Genomic DNA, 23,155 nt, shown 5'->3' with positions numbered 1-23,155 from the left:
GAGCGCTAAAGCGCAACAACATACCTCAAATCAAAAAGGTACGTAGTTGCGCTTCAGCGCTCTTTCTTATATTAGGATGAAAGAGCGCTAAAGCGCAACTACATACCTAGAAGAGTCCTGGTGTTTCTAAAATCGGCTTGAGCTACGAATGCGTCCGTTGTAATTAACTGTGATTCTGCCATGTTGGGAAACAGTCACAACTGTCTCAACCGTATAGACAGATGAACCGGGTTTGTAACCTTGAAAAGTAAATGTCCAAGTACCGTCACCATTGTCAACAAAAGGCGATTCGGCTGATGCGCCGTGCATCGATGCTTCGGCTCGATATTCGCCCAAACCGCCGTTAGTATTCTCTGCTGCTTGACGGGCTAGGTTTTTCGCTCGATTCAGTTCGATATTATTGGAAGTAACTGTAATATCCGTGAATTCACTTTGAGAAGAGCGAAGGGGATTGCTGAAGGCGGGGGAGACTCCCACGGCTAAGGTTGAGAGTGCTAGCAAACAAGCAAGTCGGGTGGTTAGTTTCATAATACAAACTCATTTATAGTTTGTAAACTCTACGGGACTTGCGCTAACTGGCCCGGAATAGAGAAGACGGCGAATTCCATTCGCCCGATTTTCTTCAACCCGCGGAGGCGGGTTTTGTTTGTGTAGACGCGAATTCCATTCGCCCGGTTTTCCTTAAACATATTTTAGGGTGAATCAATTAATTTTTGATTTTCACTTTGGACTCGGCGGGTGTTTCCCCGTCGTTTAAATAGCGGTAACTCATCTTAGAAATATCCCGAATCAATGTTTGAGCTGGCTTCTCGGTTTCCGGCGGATGCTTCACCATCACCGCTACTAAATAACGCTTGCCGTTTGGCAAATCTACCATCCCCGCATCGGCTAGCATTGTATTAATGTTGCCGGTTTTGTGAGCAATCACTGCTCCTTCGCCCAAGCCTCTCGGTAGCAAAGAATCGTTTTTAGTTTGCCGCATGATTTGCAAAATACGATCGCGCGATTTGACAGAAACCAAATTTCCGCGATCGACTTGAGCTATAATATTTATCAAATCCTTCGGGCTGCTAGTATTCGTTCCCTCCAAATCTGGCAACTTATTGTGCAGCACCGTCGCCCTCAATCCCCAGTTGGCAAATTGCTGATTTAAAACCTCCGCACCTCCCAGCAACTCAACCATCATATTTGTCGCGGTATTGTCGCTGACAACAATCATCTTTTTCGCAACTTCCAAAGCCGAATATTTTTCACCCGGTGCGTCGTCTTGCATATCCCCAGAACCGCCGACAATGTGTTCCGGTTTCAGCGTCAGCACTTGATCTAACTGGATTTTGCCTTCATCTACTGCTTGGAAAAAAGCTACTAAAATTGGCACTTTTATCGTGCTCGCTGAAGCAAAAGGAGCATCGCCGTTAAAATTTACATAGCTTCCTGTATCTAAATCAACTAGAAATATTCCCGCTGTCAAAGTGGCATTTTCCGTTGCTATCACCTGAACTTCTGTTTTCAAAGCTGCTATTTCTTGATTCAATTGCAATGCTTCTGGGGTGGCTGGTGCAGCAACTGCGCTATCGGCTGGGTTTTTCTGGCCTGCGGGGGTTTCCTGTGTCGCTACGCCCGATCGACTCACAGCATTCACCACTGACAGCAGCGTACCGCAAATCACCGCCATCCCAACTCCCAAAATCAGCAACCGAGTAGCATATACCAACGGCGGCACGTTCCCAGTTGCAGAGCGTTTGCCCGGTCTCTGATTCGCTTGCGGGCGCGGTTTCGGCACGGGGGCTTTTTTGACCTTGGGGGCTGTTACCGGGTCTGGAATGCTCTCTGGTGGTGCGCTGGCTCGACTTTTACGGGGTGCGGGGGGAGTTGTCGTTTCGGGTTCGCTGATGGGATTGCTGGCCCGAGTGCTGACAGGGGAATTTGGTTCGGGAAAAGCGAACATATCCACAGCAGCGAGGCCTTTTTTGCGAGGTTGGCGACTCTTCGCCTCCCCAATTTTGGTGGTTTTGCTGCTTCTGGGTTTTCTGGGATTAATTGCTGATTGGGGATTGGACAAAAAGTCCTGCGCGCTCAATTCTTCGGAGGTAGGTGCGGGAGAATTGGCTCTACTTCTCTTGCTGCGGCTTGGTTGTGGTGAGAAAGTCGCAGTTTCTGATGGGGGAATTTCGGAATTGCTATTTGGCGGTTGGGGAGGGCGGCGACGGCTGGATTTGCCAGACTCGCTTGCTGTGCCGGATTGAGGCGGCTGCGGGCCGGAGTTGGCAGAGGCTATCGAGGACATCACTGATAATATCGATCGTTTGGGAAACCGCTCTGCCACGTCTTACTCCTTCTGCACTGTAAATTTCAAGTTTAAGATTTTTTAGCTTAACAGCCAATCGATTTTAGATTTTAGATTTTAGATTTTAGATTTTAGATTTACTCCACACGCACCCCTGCACCCAATTGTCACCCAAGAAACCGGGTTTCTTGACTAAAAACCTACGCTTTAAGGTAATTTCCCGGCAAGAAACCCGGTTTCTAATACCACGACACCTAGCTATCCGTTGGATTTTCCGGCAACGCCCCATCCAGAGTATCAGAAACTGGCGATCGCGGATAACTTTTCAATCCCCATTCTGTTTGACGAATCGCGCCCCGCAGCATGGCGACTTCATCCACTGTCGGATAAGCCCTGTTGTACAAACGCCGAAATTTTTCCATCCGACTTGCTGCTGTGTGCGGCTGCAAATATCCAATTTTCAGCAGCAGCCCTTCTAGTTGCTGGTAGTATCCCTCCAACTGTTCCAAGGGAGCACTGTTGGGGAGAGGGGGAGAGGGGGGGATTGGGAGAGGGGGGGATTGGGAGAGGGGGAGAGGGGGGGATTGGGAAAATATTCCCTCTTCCTGATTCCTTGTATCCGTTACATCCGTTACAGAATCTGTTGCCGAACTTCCCTCTTCCTTCTTCCCTCTTCCTTCTTCCCTCTTCCTTCGGAAATCTTCGTCCCGATACAATTCATAGCAGCAAATAGCTACAGCTTGAGCGAGATTTAAGGAAGTGTAAGCATCGCTGCTGGGAATCCGAATCAAGCGCTGGGCGCGGTTTAATTCGGCGTTAGTCAATCCACAATCTTCTCGACCAAAAATTAGGGCGCTGGGGGCTTCTAATAACCAAGGTAAAGCATCTGCTGGTGATTCTAGCGGCATTGGGTGCGATCGACCATCATCTCCTGTCGTTGCGATCGCCCTGACACATCCTACCAAAGCAGCCGGCAAACTCTCAACTACTGTCGCCGTTTCCAGTATGTCGGCGGCGCGCACAGCCATCAACCGGGCTTCTTCCCCTAAATAATCGCACTGGGGATTCACCAAAATTAATTGGTGCAAACCCATATTTTTCATCACGCGGGCTACAGATCCCACATTTAAGGGCCCTGCGGGTTCGACTAAGACGATTCGGATGTTGGCATGGGGCATTGGTAATTGGTAATTGGTAATTGGTAATTGGTAATTGGTAATTGGTAATTGGTAATTGGTAATTGGTAATTGGGCATTGGCTATTAGAAAAATCACTAACAAGTAACAAGTAACCAGTAACCATTCCCGATTCCCGATTCCCGATTCCCGATTCCCGATTCCCGATTCCCGATTCCCGATTCCCCATTCCCTCAAATAATTAAGAAAGACTATAGTTAATTTACCTACTGTCAAAATTAGCATGGCAAAGCAACGATTGAAGTCCGATTTACCGACTAAGATGTGTCCGGTGTGCGATCGACCTTTTACTTGGCGCAAAAAATGGGCCGACTGCTGGGATGAGGTGAAATACTGCTCGGATCGCTGTCGCCGCCGCCGTAATAGCACAGAAAATTAAGAATGTCTTGCCATTTGCCAAACTGAGGCTAAGATTGCAAAGGAAAAATTTCACGGTTAGAAGTATGGCATCGCAACAGGTGCAACCAAAGCTAGTTATTCACGGCGGTGCCGGTAGTTGTCTGCAAAGCAAGGGCGGAATTGAAGCGGTGCGGAAGTCGCTTTACGATGTTTTGGAGGCAGTGTATCCGCTGCTGAAAAATGGCGCAAGTGCCGTAGATGCAGTAGTGCAGGGCTGTCGGTTGTTGGAAGATGACCCGCGATTTAATGCGGGTACGGGTTCTGTGGTACAGTCGGACGGGCAAATTCGGATGAGTGCTTCGCTGATGGACGGTTTGGCGCAGCGTTTCAGTGGCACGATTAATGTGGCTCGCGTTCAAAATCCGATCGAACTTGCTCAATTTTTGCAGAATTCGGACGATCGCGTACTCTCAGATTACGGTGCGGCGGAATTGCTGCGAGAACTTCACTTACCGATTTACGATCCGATGACGGATTTGCGCTTGCACGAGTGGATGCAGGAACGCCAAGGCAATTTTAACAGAGCAATGGCTAATGTGGTCGCGGAACCTGCGGGTGTTGGCACGATCGGCGTTGTAGCTTTGGATACTCAGGGACGCTTGGCTGCGGGAACATCGACTGGCGGCAAGGGTTTTGAGCGTATCGGGCGGGTTAGCGACTCCGCAATGCCTGCGGGAAATTACGCGACTGGGAATGCGGCGGTTAGCTGTACGGGTATCGGCGAGCACATCATGGATGAGTGTTTGGCGGCGCGAATTGTGATTCGGGTAACGGATGGTTTGAGTTTGAAAGCTGCTTTTGAGCGTTCTTTTGCGGAAGCTGACGATCGCAAACGAGATTTTGGTGCGATCGGGATTGATGCTAATGGTGCGATCGCGATCGGCAAAACTAGCGAGATCATTCTCGGTGCTTTTCACAACGGTACGGAAATGGGCGATACTTTGGAAACAAACAAGGGAACGTTAGTTTTTGTTGCTTAAATTTGCATAGAAGCGGTGGTTTAGATTCCCGACTTCGCAGGAGTTGTCGGGAATCTCGATCGGCGTTAGTTTAATATCATGTCCGGTAGCCTCGTTCCGATTCGGACTTGATATTAAAACGAACGGTAGCTATCCCGTAACGAGCCAAAAACTTCACCCCAAAGTCAGGATTCCCGCCGCCAAATCTACCACTAACCGTTTAGTTTTCAGCCATTCCATCCCGATGATAATTTCTGGTATCTCATCTCCTGCTACCACAGGAATATTAAATTCTTGACCGTCAATTTGCACAGTGCCGATATAAATATTAAAAGTACCTTCTCCTCGTGCAGTCTTCATGGGGTATTCATCATCTACAAGCAGCCAATTAAAATCTAAATCTTGGCTGTTTATCGCCAACCAACCGCTGAATCCTGTATCTAGAAGCGCATCCGCAAATATGACTTCCCCATCAGCAGCTACCAAACTTATTTCAAAAAATAGTTGATTTGTCTCTTCATCAAACTTTCCTTGAATCATAAAATACTGCCACAAACTCCGGTCTCATTCAAGCGCCGAACAACCATTAGTTTTTGGGGAGAATTTGTTAACAGCTTCCCAAAAGCGACGAGTTGATCTTTCTCAACAAAATATTCGCCACTATCAGGATCGATAACAACGTACCAATTGTAGTGAGTCGCCATGAGTTCGTCGCGGACTCGTTCAAAAATCGGGCGACAGCGCTGCCACCGCACTTGGCTTTCAGCTTTTTGTTTTGCTTTCTCTTCGGGAGAAATCGGAGTTTTTTTGTATTTGTCAGAGATGTGGCGGGGTTTCCATCCGGCAGGTGCTGTTATCATAGTTTTTGTATTAGCTCTGAATCTAGTTTAGCAAAGATCGCCGACTCATTCCGGCTCCAGACTCAGAAATTAAGCGAATTTTTTCCTGCAATCTGGCAAAAACTACTTCACCATCAGTCACTTTTCCTTGAGCAATTTGCTCAGTACCGCTAGCAATTTTTTGTCTGAGTGCTGCCAGACGCTGCTGTTTCAATGCGCGATTTCTTTCTTCTAGCAGTTGCAATGCTTCGCTAAGTAGTTCTTGAACGCTGTCATAGTTGCCACCTTGTAATTGCGAGCGCACGTAATTTTCTTGTTCGGGTGTTAGGGTAACGTTCATTGTCTGGGCCCTTCTAAAAAACCTTAAATCAATTATACTATAATAATTTAATCATCACCATTCACCTCAACCATCTTAAATTCGCAACTGCCAAAGTTTAACTGTACCATTATCGCTACCGCTGACCAGAGTGTCGCCCAACTTCCCGATCGCCACCGCCGACACCGGGCCCGAATGTCCCTCCAAAGCGTGCAGCAATTCGCCGCGCAAATTCCAAAGCCTAACAGTACCGTCAAAACAGCCCACAGCAAAATATTTCCCGTCGGGGCTAATGGCGGCGGCGGAAGTGATGCGAATTCCGGTTTGCACCGAATGCAATAATTCGCCTGTTTCCAAATTCCACAGTGCGATCGTTTTGTTGGAATGACAGACTAGAATTTGGCTGTCTGGAGTAATTGCTACATAATTTTCGCTACCAAATGTTCGCCGCACTTCTCCCCCCGGTAATTCCCACAAAGTGACGGTAGCCCGACAGAAACCGCTGGTTGCATTCAGCCCGCTGGCTATTAACATTTTGCCGTTGGGACTCAGGGCGATCGCACTTATGTCATCTCCTTGATAGCCTTTCAAAACTTGCAGCAGTTGGCCGCTGTTGAGGTGTTGCAGCTTGACAGTGCCACAGGTGGTGCCGATCGCCAAAATTTGCCAGTCGGGACTCACAGCGACAGATTCGTGGCGGTGTACGTCTGCTAAACGCTTCATCTGTTCTCCATTTTGCAGGTTCCACAGTTTGACTGTACCCGCGCGCGATCGCGTCAGCAGCGTTTTGCTAGCGGGGCTGAAAGCAACTAGCAACACGGCGGTTGAATGTCCGCAAATAGTCCGCAGCAGTTCCCCGCTGTGCAAACTCCAAACTTTCACTGTACTGTCGTGAGAACCGGTTGCTAGTAATTGTCCGTCGGGACTGATCGCAGCCGAGAGAATGCTGTCTGAATGGTGGAGAGTGGCTTTTAAGACTGCGCCGGATGAGGTTTTTGGTTGTTTTTTATACCCGGCTATTACCAGCCAGTCGATCGCATCCCTCCAATTTTTGAGCGCATTTCGGGGTCGATTTGTCAATATTTCTATGTATCGGTACAAGGTTTTGGATAAGTCAACCTCTACACCCTTGATTTGTTTGTTAAGAAGTACCGCCATCTCGGCGGGGCTGTAACCGCACAGCAAGCCGCACAAGTGCCTTTTTTCCACGGGTGTCAGCCCTCTTCGGGTGTGGGGGGCGAATTCTAGTTTGGCATTGGCTAAGTCGCTGTAGAGCTTTTCGATGTCCCAGTCGTAAATTGCCCGTACAAACGGTTCTTCGGGTCGATCGAGGTTTGAGGGTGTCATTTGTGGCAGTCGCGATCGAGTTCCTAGTCAAATTCCTAACCAAAATCCTAACATTCGCTGTGCGCGATCGGACTGGATTCACCACTAATCTATTTTTAACACAGCAAACAGCCAAAAGAGTTTCGGGTTGAAAATGCGTTTCAATCCTTACCTTTACAGTTTGCAAAACAACTATACATCAAGCGGAGAAATAGAAAATGTCTGGAATTGCGATCGGCTTATTTTTTGCTCTAGGTTTAGTTTTAAGTTTAGTTGGTTCTATCTGGGGATTGGTTCAAGCTTTCCAAGAGGAGGTTGTTTGGGGTGTGCTTTACCTGGTTGTCCCATTTGCTGGATTCGTTTTTTATGCCAAAAAATGGGGTAATCTCAAAATTAGAAAAACTTTTTTAATTCAATGTGCTGGATGGTTCATGATTGTATTGGGAAGCATTACTACAGCAATTTTTGCACCCGCACCCTCACCTAATGTAGATCGGGGTTCTAACGAGCAATCGCCCTCTGCTTTTCCTTCGGATTCCAATACTTCTCCATCACCTAAGCTATCGCCTGCTCCCAAACCCAAACCATCTCCTTAAGTTTCCGCAGCACCTAGCGCCGAGCCTAATTCTGTGCTTGTTGCTGCTCAACCATCTGACTTACTTGAAGCAATCGATTTGGAAAACAACTATACATCAAAAGGAGAAATAGAAAATGTCTGAAATTGCGATCGCCTTATTTTTTAGTCTGGGTTTTATTTTAGCTACTGTTGGCTATATCTGGGGATTAGTTCAAGCTTTCCAAGAAGAAGTAGTTTGGGGATTACTTTACTGGTTTATTCCATTTGCTTCCTTAATTTTTTATATTAAGAAATGGAGCAATAAAAAAATCAGAAAAACACTTTTGATTCAACTAGCTGCATGGCCAATGTTTTTATTAGGAGGCATTATTACTGTGGTAAGTTATGGCGCAGAGTTTACAAAATTGGCTCAGTCGGGAACCATAACCGTAAACCAAGGATCTAGCGAGCAATCGCCCTCTTCTTTTCCTTCAGATTTCAGCACTTCTTCATCGCCAAGTCAAGAGCAATCTCCTGCTTCCGAGAAATCTCCTAGTTCCGAGTCATCCCCTCAACTTTCGCCAGCACCTATTCCTGAGCCTAGCTTTGGTACCGTTGGCGGTCAACAATATGACTTCAAACAATCGATGAAGCTCGGTTATGCCTACTACGGACAGGGAGACTATCAAACAGCTTTAATCAACTTTAACAGAGCTTTGCAGGTACGCCCGGGCAATACTTATGCTGTCAATGCTGTTGACAATACCAAAAACGCGATCGCCCAATCAAATAGCAAATAATCCACATCAACATTCACTTAACATTAACTCAACACAAAATCATGAAACAAACATCAGACAAACTAGAATTCGTAGAAATGTTCGCATTTTGGATGCAGCTATTTGTTGGGGGAAGTTTTTTATTAGTAGGCGTATTTGGAGGTTTGTCTTCTGGCAGTTTTTTCCTTTATTTATTTGCTGTCGTTGGTTTGCTATTGGTGATATTTGTCGAGATAGAAACCATTGCATTTGATAAAAGTCTCGGTCATCTGACTATCAAGCGGCATAAACCACTGATTGCCAAAACGAAACTTATCAAACACCTGCTTCAAGATATTTCAGGCGTGGAAATACAGGAGATGTCGAGCAGTGAGAGCAATACCTATCGTGTATGTCTGGTGTTGAACTCAGGTAAGAGACGTGTTCCTCTAACTTCTAGTTTCAGCACTGGTTTAGGAAGCAAGCACAAAACAGCCGAAGTCATTGCGACATTCTTGAATATTAGAAATTATGGTCTTGACGGCTTTCCCACAGATAACTCTAACGAACTCAAATGGGACACTATAGAAGAGGAAATTACCCACTGGAAAACAGCAATTAAAAGTGATCCTAATGATGCTGATGCTCGCATGAAATTGGGATTAGCTTTGATGGTTCAAGATGCAACCAACAATAAAGAACAAGCAATGGGCTATCTCAAAGAGGCCGAGGCTTTGTTCAAAGCTCAAGGCTATGACGAGGAAGCAATGCAGGCTGCTCAACTTTACGGTGTGGCTTATTGGGGAATGATGGGAAAGCGAGGTTCAGATTATCAAGATTGATGCACTTAGACTCAACAAACTGATGTTTCCCCACCCACCAGCAACTCAAGAATCATCTCCGGGTACTCAGCCATCTCCTCGACTTGATGCAGCATCTGTACCCGGTAACAAAGATGAATTTAAAAAATTAATAAAACTTGGCTATGTCTGCTACGCGCAAAGAGACTATCAAACGGCTTTAATCAATTTTAACAGAGCTTTGCAGGTGCTTCCGGGCGATGCTTATGCTGTCAAGGCTGTTGGCAATACCAAGATGGCGCTCGTCGGCCGCCGGACTAAATAATCCGTGCATAACAAATTGCGTACAGCAGAGAAATCAGTAATTTAGATCGTTCTCAAAAATAACAGGATAAGCTTATGAAAGTTCTCAAGCAAACACCAACTAAACTAATAATTCAAAACTCTAGCATCTGGGACGGTTTAGTCTTAATTTCTCCCTTCATTATAATTGGATTATTGCAGATCATCTTGGCATCCAACTGGATCGGTGGAGGCATATTTCTGTTATTCTCCCTGTGTTTGTTGGATGGCGCGATATCTGAAATTTATATCTTTGATAAAACTTTGGGGAAAATGACCGTTAAACGACGGGGTTTGTCGCTTAATCATGTTGTCGAACGATCGATTCGCGATATTTGTGCAGTCGAATTAGCCGAAATAGAAGATGGCGAGGGAAATTATAGCTACTATGTTGAGTTATTGATGTTGGGGTGCGATCGCATTTGTTTGAGAAGCAATTCAGTAACAGAACAATGCCAAATGGCTGACTTAATCCGCAGCTATGTCTCGACGTGCGATCGCAGTCATAGCACTGAAGCAATATCTTTGCCAAGCAAGTGCACCCGAGGCATTGTCAAATAATTTGTGCATGATAAAATGGACACAATAGAGAAAATACCTATTCAAGCTTTTGTGTCATCAAAAAAATGAACTCATGAAAAAACTCAAGGGAACGCCTTTTAATGAACTAAAAATTACAAGATCTAACATCTGGCTGGACTTGTTATCTAGCTTGCCCTTCATTCTCATTGGATTGTGGCTGGCTTTTAATGCAACAAATACAACTCTAAGTTGCCAACGCATAGAATCTAAACAAGGCAATTGTAAACTCACAGGATGGAGCTTTTTGGGTTCAAATATTCAAGAAATATCTCTGGATAATTTAGTGGGAGGCAAAGTTACCACAGGTAGGAAGCGTAGCACCAGAGTTGAACTGTTAACCAAATCGGGGGAAATTCCGTTTACGGATGGCTACACTGCTTGGGGGGATAAAAATGATATTGCTAATAAAATCAATGATTTTGTTGCAAATCCCGATCGCAAATCGTTGAATGTAAGTCAAGACGATCGTTGGTTTCTATGGACATTAGGGAGCATATGTGTGGTGACGGGGGTATTAGAATATGTTTGGAAGCGCGAAAAATTAAATCTATAGCTTTGATAAAACTTTCGGTAAAATGACTGTTGAACAACGGGGTTGGTGGGTGAATAATTTTACCGGATACTTCTATTGCGAGATTTATGAGTAGAAGTAGGTACTGGAAAATATAAAAATTAAGGTATTCGCTACTATCTTTGTCTGTTAATGTTATCTCAACCCAAGATGTACTTTAACAGCAGAAAGCAAAAACAACAAAAAATGGCTGACTCCATTTGCAGCTATTTGGACAAGCGATCGCACTAAATGAATGCACCTGCGACTTTAAGTACGCGCGGCGCAGCTATCCCTCTAGGCTAATCGCCCAAATCAATAATTAACGATACTTAGGTAGGCGCCAATAAACTTTACATTCTGTTACATTATAAAGTTTTCTTCATTTTTGTTTGCCATTACTTCCTGTACGATCGCGCTAGAAAGCTAACGTTTCACTCCCAATGAGATAATTAATATTTTTTAATATTCCTGTCCTTAAATCACGGAAAGGTCTCTCAAACGCAGCCGCAGGTGAACTCGCGACATTTGTTGTCGGTTAGACATTTTAGTGCTAGCCTATTAGCAAGATAAAAAGGGTTATCCTATAGGATCGCTTCCAATAATATATAAGTTAACAATTTGACGTAGCCTGGTCGGGAAGTCGATCTGTAACATCAGTTTTGGATTTAAAAGGTGAAGTAAATGAAAATAATCAAGTACACAGCAACGGAACTAATAATTCAGACTAAAAGCATATTAGATTTTTGGTTCCCTAGTTGTTTATTAATGACATTTGGACTGATCGGGCTGACTTTTGACTATCATGCAGCAACTTTGAGCTGCCAGCGATCGCACGAAAAACAAGGAAATTGTCAGTTGGTGCGATCGCACTTACTGGGATCGAACATCCAAGAAATTCAGCTTGCTGCTTTGCAGGGAGCTAAAGTAGAAAGATTTGGCTCCAAAAGCAGAGTTGTACTTGTGACGAATGTTGGCGATGTTCCTTTTAGTGCTAACTCGACTAACTGGGGGAATAAAGACGCTGCTGCTTCGGACATCAATTTTTATCTTAAAAATGCAAAATCTCGCTTGCTGCGCTTAAGCCAAGACGATCGCTGGTTGGGATGGACAGGAGGCATATTTTTGCTCGCAGGAGTCGGAGTCATCGCCTTGGGAAATAAAGAAACCTACAGCTTCGATGGAACTTCCAACACCTTGACTGTTAAACGGCGGGGTTTGTTGGCCCGTAAAGTAATTAAACGCTCTCTGTTCGAGATTTATGGGGTGGAAGTCGATCGCACAAAAGATCGGGATCATGATGTTTGGTACCAAGTTAGACTGTTAGTTAGTGGAGGAGATCGCATATCCCTTCCCCACACTATGAGCCCTTACAAGCAAGTAGAAATCGCCAAAGCGATTAACAACTACCTCCACGCGCGATCGCACGAAAGTATTTGTAGTGATGATTGCAGTCAGAGTGAAAATTCTGCGGACTAAAGTCTTCACTACAAACCTAGTTCTTTTTGCGGACTAAAGTCTTCACTACAAACCTAGTTCTTTTTGCGGACTAAAGTCCTCACTACAAACCTAGTTATTTGTTTCCATCTTTCAATTTCCAACCTGGTTTGACAACTTGGCGGGAACGGGCAATTACTAAACAGTCATTGGGAACATCTTCTGTTACTATAGAACCAGCCGCGACATTAACATCTTCTCCCAAAGTTATCGGTGCCACCAACACACTGTTGGAACCTGTTTTGCTCCGATCGCCTATTTGAGTTTTGTGCTTATTTTTGCCGTCGTAATTGGCGGTAATTGTCCCAGCGCCGATGTTGACTTTTTCTCCCAAAGTCGCGTCGCCTAAATAAGACAAGTGAGCGACATTAGTTCGATCGCCAATTTGAGTATTTTTCAATTCTACAAAATTGCCCACGCGACAGTTGGCGCCTATTTGCGCGTGTCCCCGCAGGTGTGCGTAGGGGCCAATTCGCGAATTTTCTGCCACAATACTGTCAGAAATTACTGAATAAAGCACAGTCACGTTTTCCTTGATTTGACTGTTTTCAATCAAACTACCGGGCCCGATGCGACTCCCAGAGGCGATCGAAGTTTTACCCCGCAAGTGAGTTTGCGGTTCAATTACGACATCCGACTGCAACTCTACGGTATCGTCGATCGTGATGCTGTTGGCATCGATCAGCGTCACGCCCGCTTTCATCCACTTATCCTTTACCCGCGCTTGCAAAATATCGGAAGCTGTGGCTAAATGTTTGCGATCGTTAATTCCCAAGATTTCTTGATAATCTTCAACATCCACCGCCATCACGGGAGAGAGAATACTTACCGTATCAGTTAGGTAATATTCTTTTTGGTCATTGTCTGCTTTCAAATCTGGCAAAATTTTCTCTAAATGCGGCCAGTGAAAACAATAAACACCTGCATTGATTCGCTGGTTTTGCTTTTGAGTTGTTGTACAATCGCGGTCTTCGACAATTTGCTGGACTAAGTTTTGACTGTCAGTAAATACTCGCCCATATCCTTGAGGATTCGGCAAATTAGCTGTCAATATAGTAGCAGAGTTTTGGTGCTGTTGGTGAATTGCCATCAATTGTTTGATAGTTTCTGCCCTCAGCAAAGGTACATCCCCATTTAATACCAGCAAATCTCCTGGAAATCCCTTTAAGTGAGGCAGCAATTGCTGGATGGCGTGACCGGTTCCCAATTGTTCGGTTTGTTCGACAAATTCTAGGGGAGGAAATTGAGAATTGTCCGATTTTTCATGAGCTTCCATCAGAGATTGTTTAACGAGTTCACCTCGATAACCGACTATGACAAGTCGCCGGGAAATTTCTATTTCTTGACAACTTTGGAGGACTCGCTCAACTAGCGATCGACCACCCAATTCGTGGAGAACTTTGGGCAAGTCAGATTTCATGCGCGTGCCGCGTCCAGCAGCTAAAATTGCTATTGCTATCATTGTGCGATCGAGCTATTTGCTATAAAAAATTGACTAAATGATGATATCACTCGCTGTCCGTCGATGGCACTGCGATCGCACAATTTTTTAATCTCGAATCTCGAATCCGGGCGCAGCAAGTCTTTTTGCAGCCTGATGTCGGTTTGAGGGGCGATGCTTGCGGTATCTTGGAGTTGCGCGCCCGATATCAAATTTCTGAGGGCTGAAGTCGCAACGATCAAACCTGAGTTCGTTTCGCAGTAAGGACTTCAGTCCTTCCCCAAGAGATGCGAGGGGGAGCGAGGGTGATAATTTGCATCTTTGAGCTTGAATTTACCGAGATAGATTATACTATTCGTTGAATTTCAGTTATGGTGTTTTTAACTCAAAAAAACTATTAGTTGCTTCTTCCTCCTTCCTTCTTCCTTCTTCCGACTTTCTTCTTCCTTCTTCCTTCTTCCGACTTTCTTCTTCCTTCTTCCTTCTTCCTTCTTCCTTCTTCCTTCTTCCTTCTTCCTTCCTTTCTGCATTATCAGGTGTCCAGCTATGACAGAGCTTAATTTTCAGGAACTTGCCAAGCAGGGAAATCCACAGGCGATCGCATCTTGGCTCAACAGCCAGTTGCCATCTGAAGGGATCGCAGCCTCCGCGAATCTCGACGGCGACTGTTTGGATGTAATTCTGGAGGCAGAGCAACTACCGATAGAAGATACATTAGTTGATTTTGTCCGTGAAAAACTGACGGATTTGCAGCCGAATTCGATTCGCAAAGTGAAGGTTGAGGGGCGAGAAAGCGGTGAGATTGGGGCTGCTTGGAGTCAAGAGTTTAATTTGGAGAGCAGCATTTTGGAACCACAAAGCTTTGCGGGAGAATCTGTCCCTAATATTGCGGTTGCTAATGTTGCTAATATGGACGATCGCACAGAAAGAGAGAGTACAGATATGGATGAGGAGAAATCGCCGGAATTGGCTGCATTTGAGAACCGATTGCGATCGACTTTCATTGTCGTCGGGCTGGTAACGGGTTTGTTGGCGATCGCCGTGGTGGCATTTGTCAGTAAGATGTTAAACGAGCCGCCAGCAACTGCTCTGAAGAATCCAGATGAAACTGCCAATGTAGCAAGAGTACCGGATACCTTTCGAGAAGCCGTTAACAGCGCCCTCAAAGCAGCAGAGTTAGGGCGATCGGCAAAAACGAAGGAAGATTGGACGATCGTTGTCGATCGCTGGCAAGAAGCGGTATCGTTGATGAGAAGAGTACCCGTGTCCAGCGCCAACCACGAACTAGCTCAGACAAAAGTAATCGAGTATCAAAAATATCTGCTTTACGCTCAAGAATCAGCAGTAAATCCACCTCCCGCAGAGCCAACTCCCGCAACAGCCGAAAAAGCAACTCCGAAAAAAGCCAATTCCGAAAAAGCCGAACCGGAGCAACCAACTTCTAAGAAAGCCAATCCCGAAAAAGAAAGCTCCGAAAAACCTAATCCTAAGAAAGCTAATTCCGAAAAAGCCGAACCGGAGAAAGCAAATCCTTCTCGATAAATTAGGTACGTTGTTGCGCTTGGGCGCTCTTTCTTATATATATGTAAGAGCGCTGAAGCGCAACTACATACCTAAGAATTAGCCTAGATCAAGCGCTCTTTCCTATATATCTCAAAGAGCGCTGAAGCGCAACTACATACCTAAAAATTAGCCTAGATCAAGCGCTCTTTCCTATATATCTCAAAGAGCGCTGAAGCGCAACTACATACCTAAGAATTAGCCTAGATTAAGCGCTCTTTCCTATATATCTCAAAGAGCGCTGAAGCGCAACTACATACCTAAGAATTAGCCTAGATCAAGCGCTCTTTCCTATATATCTCAAAGAGCGCTAAAGCGCAACTACATACCTAAGAATTAGCCTAGTTCAAGCGCTATTTCCTATATATCTCAAAGAGCGCTAAAGCGCAACTACATACCTAAGAATTAGCCGAGATATTCTGCTTTCTTGGGTATTTATGAATTACCGAGAGATGTCCTAGCACAAATTTGAATAGTTATGAATGACAATAATTTAATCGTTTCCCCTGAATGGTTGGCCGCCAATACCGAAAATCCGCAAGTGGTAATTGTAGACTGTCGGTTTGCTCTTGCCGATCGAAAATTGGGACAAAAACAATATCAAGAAAGTCACATTCCCGGATCTTTCTATTTAGATTTAAACGAAGATCTGGCGAGTGTAGTTGGCACCCACGGTGGCAGACACCCGCTGCCCAATATTGCAGAATTAGCTAATAAATTCAGCGCTATCGGCATTAATTCATCAGAAACTTTAGTCGTGGCTTATGACGATTCGCGACTAGCTTTTGCGTCTCGCTTGTGGTGGCTGATGCGATACATGGGACACAGCAAAGTCGCTTTGTTAGACGGCGGTTTCAGTGCTTGGAAAGCGGCGGGATATCCGGTAACAGATACTTGGACAGAAATCCGCGATGGTAAATTTGTAGTGCAATTGCAGCCGAATATGGCGGTTGATATCGAGGCTGTAAAAGAGCGAAAAGACTTGCCGGAGACAGTTTTGGTTGATTCGCGAGAAAGTGAGAGATACGAGGGCTTGCGGGAGCCGATCGACCCTATTGCAGGCCACATTCCGGGTGCTGTCAACTACCCTTGGCAAGGATTGACCGAGGAAACTGGAAAAGTGCGATCGATCTCCGAACAAAAACAGCGATGGACGGAATTAGAAAAAGCCGAAGAAATCATCGTTTACTGCGGTTCCGGCGTGACAGCTTGCGTAAATTTACTGTCCTTAGAAATCGCCGGAATTCCCGATGCTAAACTCTATGTCGGTAGCTGGAGTGACTGGTGTTCCTATCAGCTATAACCCGGCGGTTAAAACCTTGTTTGTACAACATTTTCTTCAACCCACGGAGGTGGGTTTTGTATGTATAGACGCGGTTTCAACCGCCACGTTTCCTAAAAATCGAAATAAATATAAGGTAAACCGCCTTCCGGCGCCAACACCCAAACCGCATACAAACAAAGCGGCACTAATACCAATTTCACCGGCCAATTTAACTCCAACTTCAAACCCCGACTCAAAATATAATTCCCCAGCATAGCAGCAGCCACAGCAGCCAACATCCAAGTTAAATGTATTCTTTCCAAGCCCAAAGCTTCCACATAAACTTTATGCGAAAACTGCACATCAGCAGGATGTCCCCACAAATGCGAAATCGCCCATCCCGAATTCTTTAAATCGGGAAGCCGGAAAAATATCCAACTACCAAAAACCATTGTTTGAGTTAACAGCCAACCCATTGCCATTCCGATCGGATTTTCCCACAAAAAGTCGATCCGCAACTTCTTAAAAGTCACATCCGTCACCCGGTGCACCGCCAAAGCCAAACCGTGCAAACCCCCCCACACTATAAATCCCCAAGCTGCACCGTGCCAAATTCCCGCAATTAACATGACAAGAGACAAATTGAAACAAGTGCGCCACAAACCAACGCGCGAACCTCCCAAGGGAAAATACAAATAATTCCGCAGCCAATCCCCCAAAGTCATGTGCCAGCGCCGCCAAAAATCAGCGATGCTCGTACTAAAATAAGGAAAATCAAAATTTGGTGGTAAGTACCAACCCAACAGCAAAGCAGTACCGCGCGCCATGTCAACGTAGCCGCTAAAATCGAGATAAAGTTGCAGCCCGTAAGCAAAAATCGCCAGCCACAAATCCTCGCTACCCGCGCGCTGCAAGTTGGTAAAACTTAAATCGACATAAATTCCCAAGTTGTCGGCGAAAAGACCTTTTTTTACTGCACCAAAGGCGATCGTCCAAAGGGCCTCAGAAATGCGATCGGGCGTCGGAAATTTCTGGGATTTCAGTTGATATATCAAGTTATGATAGCGAGTAATCGGCCCGGAAATCAGTTTCGCAAAAAACAACTTGTAAGCAGCAAAGTGCAGCAGCGAAGTAGCAGCCGGCGCGCCTCGGTACACATCAATCAAATAAGCAATGCACTCAAAGCAAAAGAAACTCAATCCCAGGGGTGCGATGACGTGAGTTTTCACCCAGTTAGCGCTGTCTAAAGCAACAGGCCAATTTAACAAAGTGCCGATCGAATTCAAGAAAAAAGGTACATACTTAAAACCCAGCAGCAGCAAAACATTCAGCCCTATTCCCAGCCACAGTACCAACAAGCGCCGGCGATTCCAAGATTCATTAGCAATCCGCCAATCCAAAGGTTCCCCGATCGCCATCGCCAAGCAGTAATTAAACACAACACCGATTAACAGCAGAGGAATATACCAAATTTGCAGCGAAGCATAAAAAATCAGACTTCCCGCCAGCATGACAAACAGCCGCCACCACCGCAGGGGAACCAACCAGTAAGCCACGAACAAAACTAATAGAAACAGGGCATATTGAAGGGAAATGAAAGTCATGCGATTTTAGATTTTGGATTTGGGATTTTAGAATTGGGAAGGGCTGATTATGTGTGGGTTGGGAGCGCGGGGCTACTGTTTCATTGTTTTTTAAATCGAGACTAAAGCTAATACTAACTATTAAAAATCATGCCAAAGTATTCGTAGGGTGCGTCGCCACCGACAAGCCCTTGCATCAAGAGCGACAATCTCACAGCGACGCACCTTATATTATTTCAAAAAAGTTTGGCTACAATATAATTATTGGGTTTGTTTACACTCGGCGAGGGATGGCACTGGTGCGTCGCTATGAAATTGTCGATTTTTTTTAGGGATTGTGAATGGCGACGCACCCTACGGTTACTACTGAGAACGCATACATTTTACAGCACAAGGGTTAAATGCTGTTGCAAATTAAAGAAACTTCGTTTTTGTAAACGCGGTTTCATATCGTGTCCGCTCGATTAACCGCACTACAAACGGTTCGCAGTAAGGACTTCAGTCCGCTCTCCTGCTGCGGAATGGGAGGCGCACTACAAACCATTTTGGTTATGGTAATCGATCGAACACGATATCCATACCTCGGAACTTCACCATCGTTGGCGGCGCACGTCGCAGTACAATGGATTTCTGCCCGCAAGTCTTTCACCAAATAGCGAAAAACTCTTTTGCTCTTTCACGATCGCAACTTTTGGTGCCCGATCGCGCGCAGCCGATCGCAAATTCTCGATCGCCCGCCCTGTTTCCTCTGGTTGAGATTCCGAGATTTCCGCAGATACTTCTGAATCTCCAGCATAGGCGATCGGCAAATTCACCAAAAAAGTCGAACCCACCCCGGGCGAACTTTCTATTTTAATACTCCCCCCCAGAAATTCAGCCATTTTTCTACACAGAGACAATCCCAATCCTGTGCCTTTCACCCCCTTCTGCAAGTGATTTTCCACTTGAACAAATTCTTCAAAAATCCGCGTTTGGTCGGCGGTTGGAATTCCAATACCCGTATCAGCCACTGAAAAAGTAACCATTCCCCCCTTTCCCATTTCGGCCGCAACTCTGACTTCTCCCGCTTCGGTAAATTTCAGCGCATTAGAAATCAGATTACGCAAAATCTGAGAAACTTTTCCCTCATCAGTGGTAAGAGTTGGTAGTTCCAAAGGCACTTCAAAAATTAGACTGACGGGCGAGTTTTGTGGTAGCAGGGGGCGCATCATTCCGCGCAGCGCGCTGAACAAATCTTCGACTTCAAAATCAGCCACGCGAACCGTTACTTTTCCGGCTTCCACCTTGGCTAAATCTAAGGAATCGTTAACAAGTTCTGCGAGAGATTCGGCAGATTTGCGAATAAAATTTAACTGCTTGTCTTGTTCGGGCGAAAGTTCTCCGTCGATGCGATTTAACAAGATTTCGGAAATACTGAGAATTGTCGTTAGCGGAGTGCGAAACTCGTGGCTCATGTTGGAGAGAAAGCTGGTTTTGAGTTCGCCCTCTCGCTGGAGAGATTCGGCTTTATCGTTCAATTCGGCATAAAGTGCGACGACTCCGCGATTCGTATCTTCTAATTCTTGATTTAATTGTACGAGTTCTTCTTGACGCTGGCGGAGTTCGTCTAAAGTTCGCAGCAATTCTTGATTTTGCTGCTGAATTTCCGCATAGGGATCTTCAGGAATTTGGCGCGCTAGTTTATCAAGTAATTTGTTGAGCTCGATCGCACTCAGCGCAGGCATCTGCTTAGAAAACTGCTTGATTAATTGTACAGCCGTCCCGCGATCGCGCGCCGAATCGATTTGCACCTCATCCATCAACCGCTTTGCTGCTGCTAAACCGAGGCCCGCACCAGTTTGCGATCGAAAATTGGGGCCTAAAACCTGCGCTAAATCAGCAATTCCCGGCCCGCTATCAGAAATCCGAGTCCGAAAAACCTGTGGCGATTCCCCTTCCACAAAAAATTCTACTTTACCACCACCTGCATATTTAAAAGCATTGCGAGCAATTTCGGAAACGGCTGTCGCGATGCGCGTTTGTGTTTGGGAATCGAATCCCAACAATGCGCCTATTTGGCGAGCTCTTTGGCGTACTTGTACGATGTCTTGTTCAAAGCGGACTTCCGTTGTCAGAATTGGGTAAATCATGCCATTTTCGCATTGAAGCATTGGGGATTGTCGATCGGGAAATCACTCATGACGATCGTGATTTATAGTTCGCCTACAGTTTCATGCTTGTTAGGAAATATTCTCAAGCTGCTTGTCTTACCTTGGCTACTACAACAGTCATGTCATCGCGAGTGCGTTTAAAGTCTCGGTAGAGTACGGCTGCAATTAAAGCCGGATGTCTCGCAGCCAAACCCGGGTAGCGGTTTAAATCCCACTGTGCCGCCAAACCATCGGAGTGCATAATTAACAAGGAATGGGACGACCAAGGATAGACAAATTCTGCTACTTTTCGCATCATATGTCCAACAGTGCCGTTGTGGGAAACCATGCTGCGGGTTTGGTTATCTGTGAACACTACACCAGTAATGTTGCCAACTCCGGCAAAACAGATGGTTTTTTGAGTACGATCGATCAGGGCGATCGCAGCAGCCGCTCCTCTGGTATTTTTTAAAGCAGCGTGAGCCTTCTCTAAAATAGCTTTCGGCCCGAGTTTAGCATTTTCCCCAAAAACTCGCACAGCTTCCTGCGACGCTTCCTGGGCCAAAACCCCGTAGCCAAGCCCATCAGCGACTAAAATCAGATTTTTGTTCAGATGATTTTGCGTCGCCCAGGAATCGCCACAAATCTGCTCTCCTACTTTCGGCAAGCGAACAACCCCAAATTCCAAGTAATTGCCGTTTTCCGAGGCTTCCACGCGATTCTGGGTAGGGGAGAGTCGCATTAACAAAGCAGTCCCCAGTTTCGGTACAGAATGAATATCAAAAAAACTAGAAAGGCGTTGAATCGCGCCGAGTCCGGTTCCCAGAGTTCCCGCAGTCGAAAAACCATCCCGCAAACACTGACCGACATTTGCCATACCCGGCCCCCGGTCTAGCGCTACTATTTGAATGCTATATCCTGCCGCTGTTTGTACGGTTTGCAGCAAAATTTCTCCTTCGCGGGCGTGTTTGACAACGTTTTTTGCTGCTTCGGCGATCGCAATTGCAACTTTACCGCGATCGGTCTCATTAAATCCAACTTCCGCCGCGAGGGCGACTGCAATTCGTCGCGCTTCTCCGACTTGACTTTCTTCTGTTACGGGTAAGGCTATGACATTTATCATTATTTGTGTAGTTCTAATCTTAAGCTGTCGCGCCAAAAAGTCAGTTGACAGTGGACAGTTGACAGTGGACAGTTGACAGTTATCATGAGTGATCTCAGAAACCGGGTTTCTTAGAAAATTTATCGCCACTCAATGCAAAATTCGTATAAACCCGGTTTCTCGCCCTCATCAGTCAGCAGTAATCAGTGATTAGTGACACCTCAGAAACCTGGTTTCTTAGAAGATTTATCGCCACTCAATACAAAACTCGTAGAAACCCGGTTTCTCGCCCCTCATCAATCGTTTTATAAACCGAATTTCTTCCTATATTTCTAGTTACCAAACACAAAACTCCTAGAAACCCGCTTTGTCCCCCCATCTCCCCATCTTCCCCTCTCCCCATCTCCCCCTCTCCCCATCTCCCCTTCTCATTTCCAACGGACGATCGCAATTTTAGTACCCTTACCCACCTTAGAAACAATCTCAAATTCGTGCATCAACCGCTTAGAACCGCTGAGCCCCAAACCCAAACCACGATCGGAAGTATAACCATCAGTCATCGCCAATTCAATATCTGGAATTCCCGGGCCCTTGTCTTCAAATATCAGCCGCAGCCCTTTGCGAGTACCTAATTGCAGCGTTTCCAGAGTTACAGTTCCCCCCTTGCCGTAGTCTACAGTATTGCGGGCTAGTTCGCTGGCTGCGGTAACAATTTTCGTTTGGTCTACCAAGCCGAATCCCATTGCTACAGCCAAGTTTCGCACTTGCTGCCGGACGTGGACTATATCGGAGGACGATCGAATTTCTAGTGTCTCACGTTTTGACATGGCGCTACTCTAGTTAAAATAGAACTTCTCCACAAAACATAGAAGTTACACTCCTCACCCTAGTTCCTTTTAAGTTGACAGTTGACAGTTGACAATTGACAGTTGTTACGAAGGAAGAAGGAAGAAGAAGGAAGAAGGAAGAAGGAAGAGTTGACAGTTTACAGTTGACAATCAAAAATCTTAAATCCCCAATCCCCAATCCAAAATCCAAAATCCAAAATCCAAAATCCAAAATCCAAAATCGTTTGACAGTTGACCGCACGAGTAGCACTTGACAATCATAAGGAAGAGGATTGGAGTCATGAATAGTCTTCTTTTAATTTCTCGCAATCGGGGATCCGGCTTTCAACCCATTCTTTCTGGCAATAAATCTTCACTGTCTCAAAAACGTATTTACAAACAAACCTGTTTTTTAATTCTCTCTCTCTTACCGGACAATTCATCGATTATTTACACCTCTGAATCAGACAAACCCAAGGATTTTCGCAATAAATTCATCCCCTTCTCAACGCTTAAAGCTGTCCGAACTCCTGTCAAAGAAAGCCCCAATTCAACCAGCGTAATCGCCACCGCCGGCTGCATCCCCACCACAACTGTTTCAGCATCTAAAAAACGCGACATGGTAGCGATATTGTTGAGAATGCGACCGATAAAAGAATCTACAATTTCCAGGGAAGAGATTTCTATTAAAACTCCTTTGACTCCCGTTTTTACTATGCGGTTTGTCAGGTCGTCTTGCAAAGTCATTGCCAAGCGATCGTGCATATCTACTTGGATTGTTACTAGCAGAAATTCTCCCATTTGCAGGATAGGAATCCGTTCCATAAATTCACCTCTAT

Annotated in this window: 27 protein-coding genes; 12 read left to right on the top strand and 15 right to left on the bottom strand. The window is 45.5% G+C overall.

The genetic code is table 11. The features are described 5' to 3' along the window. Positions 1–126: 126 nt before the first annotated feature. The 3 genes from JGK07_RS24800 to JGK07_RS24790 all read right to left on the bottom strand — a co-directional run bounded on the left by JGK07_RS24800 (position 127) and on the right by JGK07_RS24790 (position 3,465). Complete coding sequence (locus tag JGK07_RS24800; RefSeq protein WP_293191283.1) at positions 127–528, bottom strand: hypothetical protein; 402 nt, start codon at positions 526–528, stop codon at positions 127–129. A gap of 178 nt (positions 529–706) precedes the next feature. Then, positions 707–2,287 carry a serine hydrolase gene (locus tag JGK07_RS24795; RefSeq protein ID WP_293291096.1) on the bottom strand — a complete coding sequence of 527 codons (1,581 nt, stop codon included), beginning with the start codon at positions 2,285–2,287 and terminating at the stop codon, positions 707–709. 254 nt (positions 2,288–2,541) lie between these two features. Then, positions 2,542–3,465, bottom strand: coding sequence for an RNA methyltransferase (locus JGK07_RS24790; protein ID WP_293225039.1), 924 nt, complete (start codon positions 3,463–3,465; stop codon positions 2,542–2,544). Between the two features lie 241 nt (positions 3,466–3,706). Between JGK07_RS24790 and JGK07_RS24785 the strand changes: the two genes are divergently transcribed. Beyond that, entirely contained in the window at positions 3,707–3,862 is a 156-nt protein-coding gene (locus JGK07_RS24785) for a DUF2256 domain-containing protein (protein ID WP_265237541.1), read from the top strand. 64 nt (positions 3,863–3,926) lie between these two features. After that, on the top strand, positions 3,927–4,862 hold the full coding sequence (locus JGK07_RS24780; protein WP_293225002.1) for an isoaspartyl peptidase/L-asparaginase: 936 nt from the start codon (positions 3,927–3,929) through the stop codon (positions 4,860–4,862). Positions 4,863–5,015: 153 nt separating this feature from the next. Here the strand turns inward: JGK07_RS24780 and JGK07_RS24775 are convergent, their stop codons facing one another. From JGK07_RS24775 to JGK07_RS24760, 4 genes are all read right to left on the bottom strand, one after another. Next, positions 5,016–5,381 (bottom strand): aspartyl protease, encoded by a 366-nt coding sequence (locus JGK07_RS24775; protein WP_293191276.1) that lies wholly within the window; start codon positions 5,379–5,381, stop codon positions 5,016–5,018. Continuing rightward, positions 5,378–5,701: a hypothetical protein gene (locus tag JGK07_RS24770; protein WP_293191274.1), complete on the bottom strand. Its 324-nt coding sequence runs from the start codon at positions 5,699–5,701 to the stop codon at positions 5,378–5,380. The genes JGK07_RS24775 and JGK07_RS24770 overlap by 4 nt, the downstream gene beginning before the upstream one ends. Positions 5,702–5,723: 22 nt before the next feature. Beyond that, positions 5,724–6,020, bottom strand: a complete 297-nt coding sequence (locus JGK07_RS24765) for a type II toxin-antitoxin system ParD family antitoxin (protein WP_293225000.1) — start codon at positions 6,018–6,020, stop codon at positions 5,724–5,726. A gap of 75 nt (positions 6,021–6,095) precedes the next feature. Further along, positions 6,096–7,346, bottom strand: coding sequence for a WD40 repeat domain-containing protein (locus tag JGK07_RS24760; RefSeq protein ID WP_293243028.1), 1,251 nt, complete (start codon positions 7,344–7,346; stop codon positions 6,096–6,098). 197 nt (positions 7,347–7,543) lie between these two features. Here JGK07_RS24760 and JGK07_RS24755 point away from each other — a divergent pair, with 197 nt between their 5' ends. The 7 genes from JGK07_RS24755 to JGK07_RS24725 all read left to right on the top strand — a co-directional run bounded on the left by JGK07_RS24755 (position 7,544) and on the right by JGK07_RS24725 (position 12,392). Continuing rightward, the gene (locus JGK07_RS24755) at positions 7,544–7,921 is read left to right on the top strand and encodes a hypothetical protein (RefSeq protein ID WP_293197138.1); all 378 of its coding nucleotides are present in this window, start codon (positions 7,544–7,546) and stop codon (positions 7,919–7,921) included. A 115-nt stretch (positions 7,922–8,036) separates the two neighbouring features. Further along, a complete protein-coding gene (locus JGK07_RS24750; protein ID WP_293197139.1) occupies positions 8,037–8,681 on the top strand; it encodes a tetratricopeptide repeat protein in 645 nt (214 codons plus the stop codon). A 41-nt stretch (positions 8,682–8,722) separates the two neighbouring features. Then, entirely contained in the window at positions 8,723–9,481 is a 759-nt protein-coding gene (locus JGK07_RS24745) for a hypothetical protein (RefSeq protein WP_293181336.1), read from the top strand. Positions 9,482–9,503: 22 nt separating this feature from the next. Further along, entirely contained in the window at positions 9,504–9,764 is a 261-nt protein-coding gene (locus JGK07_RS24740; RefSeq protein ID WP_293181339.1) for a tetratricopeptide repeat protein, read from the top strand. A gap of 74 nt (positions 9,765–9,838) precedes the next feature. Continuing rightward, entirely contained in the window at positions 9,839–10,342 is a 504-nt protein-coding gene (locus JGK07_RS24735; protein WP_293181342.1) for a hypothetical protein, read from the top strand. 73 nt (positions 10,343–10,415) lie between these two features. After that, positions 10,416–10,916 (top strand): hypothetical protein, encoded by a 501-nt coding sequence (locus JGK07_RS24730; protein WP_293181345.1) that lies wholly within the window; start codon positions 10,416–10,418, stop codon positions 10,914–10,916. A 765-nt stretch (positions 10,917–11,681) separates the two neighbouring features. Then, positions 11,682–12,392 (top strand): hypothetical protein, encoded by a 711-nt coding sequence (locus JGK07_RS24725; RefSeq protein ID WP_293191260.1) that lies wholly within the window; start codon positions 11,682–11,684, stop codon positions 12,390–12,392. Between the two features lie 94 nt (positions 12,393–12,486). Here JGK07_RS24725 and glmU read toward each other — a convergent pair whose 3' ends face one another. From glmU to JGK07_RS24710, 3 genes are all read right to left on the bottom strand, one after another. Beyond that, positions 12,487–13,872: a bifunctional UDP-N-acetylglucosamine diphosphorylase/glucosamine-1-phosphate N-acetyltransferase GlmU gene (gene glmU, locus JGK07_RS24720; protein WP_293225844.1), complete on the bottom strand. Its 1,386-nt coding sequence runs from the start codon at positions 13,870–13,872 to the stop codon at positions 12,487–12,489. Continuing rightward, positions 13,869–14,093: a hypothetical protein gene (locus JGK07_RS24715; RefSeq protein WP_293225842.1), complete on the bottom strand. Its 225-nt coding sequence runs from the start codon at positions 14,091–14,093 to the stop codon at positions 13,869–13,871. Before JGK07_RS24715 ends, glmU begins: the two co-directional genes overlap by 4 nt. Positions 14,094–14,231: 138 nt before the next feature. Next, positions 14,232–14,381 (bottom strand): hypothetical protein, encoded by a 150-nt coding sequence (locus JGK07_RS24710; protein ID WP_293225840.1) that lies wholly within the window; start codon positions 14,379–14,381, stop codon positions 14,232–14,234. Positions 14,382–14,397: 16 nt separating this feature from the next. Here JGK07_RS24710 and JGK07_RS24705 point away from each other — a divergent pair, with 16 nt between their 5' ends. Together JGK07_RS24705 and JGK07_RS24700 are read left to right on the top strand one after the other, a co-directional pair. Beyond that, positions 14,398–15,393 (top strand): hypothetical protein, encoded by a 996-nt coding sequence (locus JGK07_RS24705; protein ID WP_293243024.1) that lies wholly within the window; start codon positions 14,398–14,400, stop codon positions 15,391–15,393. 496 nt (positions 15,394–15,889) lie between these two features. Continuing rightward, the gene (locus tag JGK07_RS24700; RefSeq protein ID WP_293206511.1) at positions 15,890–16,714 is read left to right on the top strand and encodes a sulfurtransferase; all 825 of its coding nucleotides are present in this window, start codon (positions 15,890–15,892) and stop codon (positions 16,712–16,714) included. Positions 16,715–16,806: 92 nt separating this feature from the next. Here JGK07_RS24700 and JGK07_RS24695 read toward each other — a convergent pair whose 3' ends face one another. From JGK07_RS24695 to JGK07_RS24680, 4 genes are all read right to left on the bottom strand, one after another. Then, positions 16,807–18,279: an MBOAT family protein gene (locus JGK07_RS24695; protein WP_293191254.1), complete on the bottom strand. Its 1,473-nt coding sequence runs from the start codon at positions 18,277–18,279 to the stop codon at positions 16,807–16,809. 569 nt (positions 18,280–18,848) lie between these two features. After that, positions 18,849–20,387, bottom strand: a complete 1,539-nt coding sequence (locus JGK07_RS24690) for an ATP-binding protein (protein ID WP_293291094.1) — start codon at positions 20,385–20,387, stop codon at positions 18,849–18,851. A gap of 103 nt (positions 20,388–20,490) precedes the next feature. Then, positions 20,491–21,510 (bottom strand): ATP-binding SpoIIE family protein phosphatase, encoded by a 1,020-nt coding sequence (locus JGK07_RS24685; RefSeq protein ID WP_293181378.1) that lies wholly within the window; start codon positions 21,508–21,510, stop codon positions 20,491–20,493. A 407-nt stretch (positions 21,511–21,917) separates the two neighbouring features. Then, positions 21,918–22,316, bottom strand: a complete 399-nt coding sequence (locus tag JGK07_RS24680) for an anti-sigma regulatory factor (RefSeq protein WP_293191250.1) — start codon at positions 22,314–22,316, stop codon at positions 21,918–21,920. Positions 22,317–22,411: 95 nt separating this feature from the next. On the opposite strand from JGK07_RS24680, the gene JGK07_RS24675 reads away from it, so the two are divergent. After that, the gene (locus JGK07_RS24675; protein ID WP_293181384.1) at positions 22,412–22,591 is read left to right on the top strand and encodes a hypothetical protein; all 180 of its coding nucleotides are present in this window, start codon (positions 22,412–22,414) and stop codon (positions 22,589–22,591) included. A 175-nt stretch (positions 22,592–22,766) separates the two neighbouring features. On the opposite strand, the gene JGK07_RS24670 is transcribed toward JGK07_RS24675, so the two are convergent. Then, positions 22,767–23,141, bottom strand: coding sequence for an STAS domain-containing protein (locus JGK07_RS24670; protein WP_293146581.1), 375 nt, complete (start codon positions 23,139–23,141; stop codon positions 22,767–22,769). Positions 23,142–23,155 lie beyond the last annotated feature (14 nt).

Source organism: Microcoleus sp. PH2017_24_DOB_U_A (genome assembly GCF_020738205.1).
GTDB lineage: Bacteria > Cyanobacteriota > Cyanobacteriia > Cyanobacteriales > Microcoleaceae > Microcoleus.
The sequence above is the reverse complement of the archived record's forward strand: the minus strand, read 5'-3'. Positions and strand labels throughout refer to the sequence as shown.

Excerpts from the sequence above, each read along its gene's own strand:
- JGK07_RS24685 (WP_293181378.1), bottom strand. The coding sequence starts at position 21,510 with ATGATAAATGTCATAGCCTTACCCGTAACAGAAGAAAGTCAAGTCGGA.
- JGK07_RS24740 (WP_293181339.1), top strand. The coding sequence starts at position 9,504 with ATGTTTCCCCACCCACCAGCAACTCAAGAATCATCTCCGGGTACTCAG.
- JGK07_RS24700 (WP_293206511.1), top strand. The coding sequence starts at position 15,890 with ATGAATGACAATAATTTAATCGTTTCCCCTGAATGGTTGGCCGCCAAT.
- JGK07_RS24755 (WP_293197138.1), top strand. The coding sequence starts at position 7,544 with ATGTCTGGAATTGCGATCGGCTTATTTTTTGCTCTAGGTTTAGTTTTA.
- JGK07_RS24695 (WP_293191254.1), bottom strand. The coding sequence starts at position 18,279 with ATGACTTTCATTTCCCTTCAATATGCCCTGTTTCTATTAGTTTTGTTC.
- JGK07_RS24760 (WP_293243028.1), bottom strand. The coding sequence starts at position 7,346 with ATGACACCCTCAAACCTCGATCGACCCGAAGAACCGTTTGTACGGGCA.
- JGK07_RS24670 (WP_293146581.1), bottom strand. The coding sequence starts at position 23,141 with ATGGAACGGATTCCTATCCTGCAAATGGGAGAATTTCTGCTAGTAACA.
- glmU (WP_293225844.1), bottom strand. The coding sequence starts at position 13,872 with ATGATAGCAATAGCAATTTTAGCTGCTGGACGCGGCACGCGCATGAAA.
- JGK07_RS24690 (WP_293291094.1), bottom strand. The coding sequence starts at position 20,387 with ATGATTTACCCAATTCTGACAACGGAAGTCCGCTTTGAACAAGACATC.
- JGK07_RS24775 (WP_293191276.1), bottom strand. The coding sequence starts at position 5,381 with ATGATTCAAGGAAAGTTTGATGAAGAGACAAATCAACTATTTTTTGAA.
- JGK07_RS24780 (WP_293225002.1), top strand. The coding sequence starts at position 3,927 with ATGGCATCGCAACAGGTGCAACCAAAGCTAGTTATTCACGGCGGTGCC.
- JGK07_RS24785 (WP_265237541.1), top strand. The coding sequence starts at position 3,707 with ATGGCAAAGCAACGATTGAAGTCCGATTTACCGACTAAGATGTGTCCG.
- JGK07_RS24745 (WP_293181336.1), top strand. The coding sequence starts at position 8,723 with ATGAAACAAACATCAGACAAACTAGAATTCGTAGAAATGTTCGCATTT.
- JGK07_RS24750 (WP_293197139.1), top strand. The coding sequence starts at position 8,037 with ATGTCTGAAATTGCGATCGCCTTATTTTTTAGTCTGGGTTTTATTTTA.
- JGK07_RS24800 (WP_293191283.1), bottom strand. The coding sequence starts at position 528 with ATGAAACTAACCACCCGACTTGCTTGTTTGCTAGCACTCTCAACCTTA.
- JGK07_RS24790 (WP_293225039.1), bottom strand. The coding sequence starts at position 3,465 with ATGCCCCATGCCAACATCCGAATCGTCTTAGTCGAACCCGCAGGGCCC.
- JGK07_RS24705 (WP_293243024.1), top strand. The coding sequence starts at position 14,398 with ATGACAGAGCTTAATTTTCAGGAACTTGCCAAGCAGGGAAATCCACAG.
- JGK07_RS24725 (WP_293191260.1), top strand. The coding sequence starts at position 11,682 with ATGACATTTGGACTGATCGGGCTGACTTTTGACTATCATGCAGCAACT.
- JGK07_RS24680 (WP_293191250.1), bottom strand. The coding sequence starts at position 22,316 with ATGTCAAAACGTGAGACACTAGAAATTCGATCGTCCTCCGATATAGTC.
- JGK07_RS24710 (WP_293225840.1), bottom strand. The coding sequence starts at position 14,381 with ATGCAGAAAGGAAGGAAGAAGGAAGAAGGAAGAAGGAAGAAGGAAGAA.
- JGK07_RS24765 (WP_293225000.1), bottom strand. The coding sequence starts at position 6,020 with ATGAACGTTACCCTAACACCCGAACAAGAAAATTACGTGCGCTCGCAA.
- JGK07_RS24730 (WP_293181345.1), top strand. The coding sequence starts at position 10,416 with ATGAAAAAACTCAAGGGAACGCCTTTTAATGAACTAAAAATTACAAGA.
- JGK07_RS24795 (WP_293291096.1), bottom strand. The coding sequence starts at position 2,287 with ATGTCCTCGATAGCCTCTGCCAACTCCGGCCCGCAGCCGCCTCAATCC.
- JGK07_RS24735 (WP_293181342.1), top strand. The coding sequence starts at position 9,839 with ATGAAAGTTCTCAAGCAAACACCAACTAAACTAATAATTCAAAACTCT.
- JGK07_RS24770 (WP_293191274.1), bottom strand. The coding sequence starts at position 5,701 with ATGATAACAGCACCTGCCGGATGGAAACCCCGCCACATCTCTGACAAA.